This window comes from Nocardioides sp. P5_C9_2 (assembly GCF_054049555.1).
This window is the reverse complement of the sequence record NZ_JBFUMD010000428.1, coordinates 1-3,405: the sequence shown is the minus strand read 5'-3', so window position 1 is coordinate 3,405 and position 3,405 is coordinate 1. Positions and strand designations below refer to the sequence as shown.

Annotated in this window: 4 protein-coding genes and 1 pseudogene; 4 read left to right on the top strand and 1 reads right to left on the bottom strand. The window is 73.2% G+C overall.

Going from position 1 to position 3,405, the window contains the following annotated elements; translation table 11 throughout:
• Positions 1-335, top strand: a pseudogene (locus ACXJKL_RS17490) (allophanate hydrolase subunit 2 family protein); the annotation flags it as partial.
• Positions 328-1,128: a putative hydro-lyase gene (locus tag ACXJKL_RS17485; RefSeq protein ID WP_457208287.1), complete on the top strand. Its 801-nt coding sequence runs from the start codon at positions 328-330 to the stop codon at positions 1,126-1,128. The pseudogene ACXJKL_RS17490 and the gene ACXJKL_RS17485, both read left to right, overlap by 8 nt.
• 86 nt (positions 1,129-1,214) lie before the next feature.
• Here ACXJKL_RS17485 and ACXJKL_RS17480 read toward each other — a convergent pair whose 3' ends face one another.
• Complete coding sequence (locus ACXJKL_RS17480; protein WP_457208286.1) at positions 1,215-2,264, bottom strand: alcohol dehydrogenase catalytic domain-containing protein; 1,050 nt, start codon at positions 2,262-2,264, stop codon at positions 1,215-1,217.
• Positions 2,265-2,492: 228 nt separating this feature from the next.
• Between ACXJKL_RS17480 and ACXJKL_RS17475 the strand changes: the two genes are divergently transcribed.
• Together ACXJKL_RS17475 and ACXJKL_RS17470 are read left to right on the top strand one after the other, a co-directional pair.
• Positions 2,493-3,080, top strand: coding sequence for a hypothetical protein (locus tag ACXJKL_RS17475; RefSeq protein ID WP_457208285.1), 588 nt, complete (start codon positions 2,493-2,495; stop codon positions 3,078-3,080).
• A gap of 132 nt (positions 3,081-3,212) precedes the next feature.
• The coding region (locus tag ACXJKL_RS17470; protein ID WP_457208284.1) for a hypothetical protein at positions 3,213-3,405 on the top strand (193 nt) is incomplete at its 3' end.

The window sequence follows — 3,405 nt, the reverse complement described above, 5'->3', positions numbered from 1 at the left end:
GGTTCACCCCGGCCGCCCGGGACGCGCTCGTGTCCGGTCCCTACGAGACGACCGCCGACAGCAACCGCATCGGGATGCGGCTGAGCGGGCCCGAGCTCGAGCGGATGGAGGAGCGCGAGCTGCCCACCGAGGGCATGGTGTGCGGCGCCCTCCAGGTACCGCCCTCCGGGCAGCCGACCCTCTTCCTGGCCGACCACCCCGTCACGGGCGGCTATCCCGTCATCGCGGTGGTCGTGCCCGCCGACCTCCCGCGTGCCGCGCAGGTCCGCCCTGGCCAGCGCATCACGTTCACCCGAGTGCCGACCACCCCGCTGACAGGAGCACACCATGACTGAGACCACCCTGCCCGACCTCCCCGCCACCCTGTCGCCCGCCGAGGCCCGCGACCGTTTCCGGTCCGGGCTGAGGGTGCCGACCTCGGGCTGGTGCACCGGCTGGACGCAGGCCAACCTGCTGGCCGTGCCCCGGGCGCTGGCCTACGACGTGCTGCTCTTCGCCCAGCGCAACCCCGCGGCGTGCCCCGTCCTCGACGTCACCGAGCCGGGCGGGACGGGCAGCCCGAGGTTCGCGGGGGACCTGCGCACGGACCTGCCGTCGTACCGCATCTACGAGCACGGCGAGTTGGTCGGCGAGGTCGACGACGTGACCGACCGCTGGCGCGACGACATGGTCGCCTTCCTCATCGGCTGCAGCTTCACCTTCGAGGGGGCGCTGCTCGACGCCGGCGTGCCGGTGCGTCACATCGAGCAGGGCAGCAACGTGCCGATGTATCGCACCGACGTGGCCTGCCGTCCCGCGGGCACGCTGTCGGGACCGCTCGTCGTGTCCATGCGCCCGATGCCCGCCTCGCAGGTCGCGACCGCCGTCCGGGTGACCTCCCGCTATCCCGCGGTCCACGGCGCGCCGGTGCACATCGGCTCGCCCGCCGACCTCGGCATCGCCGACCTCGACACCCCCGACTTCGGGGACCCCGTCGAGGTGCGGCCGGGTGAGGTGCCGGTCTTCTGGGCGTGCGGGGTCACGCCGCAGGCGGCCGTCATGCAGTCGCGCCCGGAGCTGGCCATCGGCCACGCCCCGGGCCACATGGCCATCACCGACATCCGCGAGAGCGAGCACCTGGTGCCGTGAGGCCGGAGCCTCAGGGCGCGCCGACCTCGGCCAGAACGCGGTCGCTCCGGCGCGCGGCGAGCGGGTGCTGCTCGACTGATCCTCACTCAGGCCATGGCGTCGGGGTTGAAGAGGGCGACCTTGAGGGCGCCGGTCTCACCGGCCTGGGAGAAGACGTCGTAGGCGTCCTGCATCTCGTCGATCCCGTAGCGGTGGGTGCAGAGCGCGCCGACGTCGAGGCGGCCCTCGCTGAGCAGGCGCAGGAGCAGCGGCGTCGTACGCGTGTCGACCAGGCCGGTCGTGATGGTGACGTCCTTGATCCACAGCGTCTCCAGGTGGAGCGTCGCGGGCTCGCCGTGGACCCCGACGTTGGCGACGTGCCCGCCCGGGCGCACCAGCTCGGTGCACAGCTCGAAGCTCGTCGGCACGCCGACCGCCTCGATGGCCACGTCCGCGCCGGCGCCCCCGGTGAGCGAGGACACCATCGCGACGGCCCCCTCGGGACCGACGACGTCGTCGGCACCCGCGGCCAGCGCGCTGCGGCGGCGCGCCTCGGCGGGGTCGACCAGGATGATCTGTGAGGGAGTGAACAACCGGGCCGTGATGAGGGCGGCCAGGCCGATCGGCCCGGCACCCACGACGACGACCGTGTCACCCGGGGAGACGTGTGCGGCGAGCACCCCCACCTCGTACGACGTGGGCAGGATGTCCGCGAGCATCAAGGCGTCCTCGTTGCTGACGTTGTCGGGCAGCACGTGGAGCGAGTGGTCGGCGAACGGCACCCGGACCTGCTCGGCCTGGGTGCCGTCGATGGTGTGGCCCAGGACCCAGCCCCCGCCGCCGAGGCACTGTCCGTAGCGGCCCTCCTTGCAGTAGCGGCAGCGGCCGCACGAGGAGATGCAGGAGATGAGGACACGATCTCCCGCCCGGACGTCGCGCACGTGGTCGCCCACCTCGAGGACGGTCCCGACGGCCTCGTGCCCCAGGATGCGGCCCGCCTCGACCTCGGGGACGTCGCCCTTGAGGATGTGGAGGTCCGTGCCGCAGATCGTGACCGCGTCGACGCGCACGATCGCGTCGTCGGGATCCGTGACGGCCGGATCCGGCACGTCGACCCAGGACCGGTGGTCGACGCCGCCGTAGACGAGTGCCTTCATGAAGGTGTCCTCTCTCGGTGGGGGCTCGTCCCCATCGTGCGACCGCCCCCGGTGCGACGCCGGAGGCGTGGTGCCCCGCACGCGAGGACCTTGGTCATCAGCGCCAGGACGAGCCCAACGTCCGGGACGGTCGGGCCTTCGGGCCCTGCCCCGAGGACGAGTCGTGTCGGACGCTGGAACCCGAGGCGTCGAGCACCGGTCGGGGCCGGGTCGAGGACAGGGGCTGCCATGAGGGCCTACCGAATCGGGTGGCACGTCGTCAACGGTGCCGTGTGCCTGCTCGCGCTGGTGGGCACCGCCCTCGCGGTGCAACCCGTCCTGTTCCTCGCCATCGGTGCCACCCTCGCCATGTTGGGCGCGCTCATGGGCGTGGCGTTCCAGGAGGAGCTGACGAGCGTCCGGCACCCGATCCTGACCGGCGCCGCGCTGGCCACCACTCCGGCCCTGCTGCCGGGGCTCGCCACGGTGCTGGGCGGAGCCACGCTGGGCGTGACGGCGCTGCTCGTGCTGTCCTCACCCTGGGTGGTGGCGTGGGTGGACCGTCGACTGCGGCCGTGGCTGCTGCCCGCGCGCATCGTGCAGGCGGGCATGGCCGAGCCGGACGAGGCGTTGCGCCGGCAGTGGGCGGAGTCCACCCGTCAGCTGGCGAAGGCCACCTCGCTCGCGGACCGGTTGGTCGTCGTGCAGGCCCGCCAGCAGATCCTGGACGACGTCGCGGCCCGCAACGGCGGCCGACTGCCGCCCTTCGTGTGGACGACGCCCGAGGCCCCCGGTGGACTGGATCACCCGTTCGGCGAGCCGCACCGACCGCGGTGACATGACCGATTCCGGGACCTTCGGCCCTACCCGTGGGGTCGGAGTGCACCGACGGTGGGACCACGACGACCGGTACGACGGTCGTCGCCGCGGGCGGATGACGCGCCCGTGCTTCCCGGGAAGGGGTGGATCGTGGCGACAGCGGCCGAGGTGAGGCAGGCCCACCAGGACATGCTGGAGACGGCGGCACGCCTGGTCGACGAGATCGGTCAGCTGCCCCCCGGGGGCGTGCTCCGCTCCTACTGGCGGGCGGTGCACCTCATGCGCCTCGCCGGCTGTCCCGTTCCCGCGCTCGCGGGCCAGGCCGAGCTGCTCGCGCGCGACC

Excerpts from the sequence above, each read along its gene's own strand:
- ACXJKL_RS17480 (WP_457208286.1), bottom strand. The coding sequence starts at position 2,264 with ATGAAGGCACTCGTCTACGGCGGCGTCGACCACCGGTCCTGGGTCGAC.
- ACXJKL_RS17485 (WP_457208287.1), top strand. The coding sequence starts at position 328 with ATGACTGAGACCACCCTGCCCGACCTCCCCGCCACCCTGTCGCCCGCC.
- ACXJKL_RS17475 (WP_457208285.1), top strand. The coding sequence starts at position 2,493 with ATGAGGGCCTACCGAATCGGGTGGCACGTCGTCAACGGTGCCGTGTGC.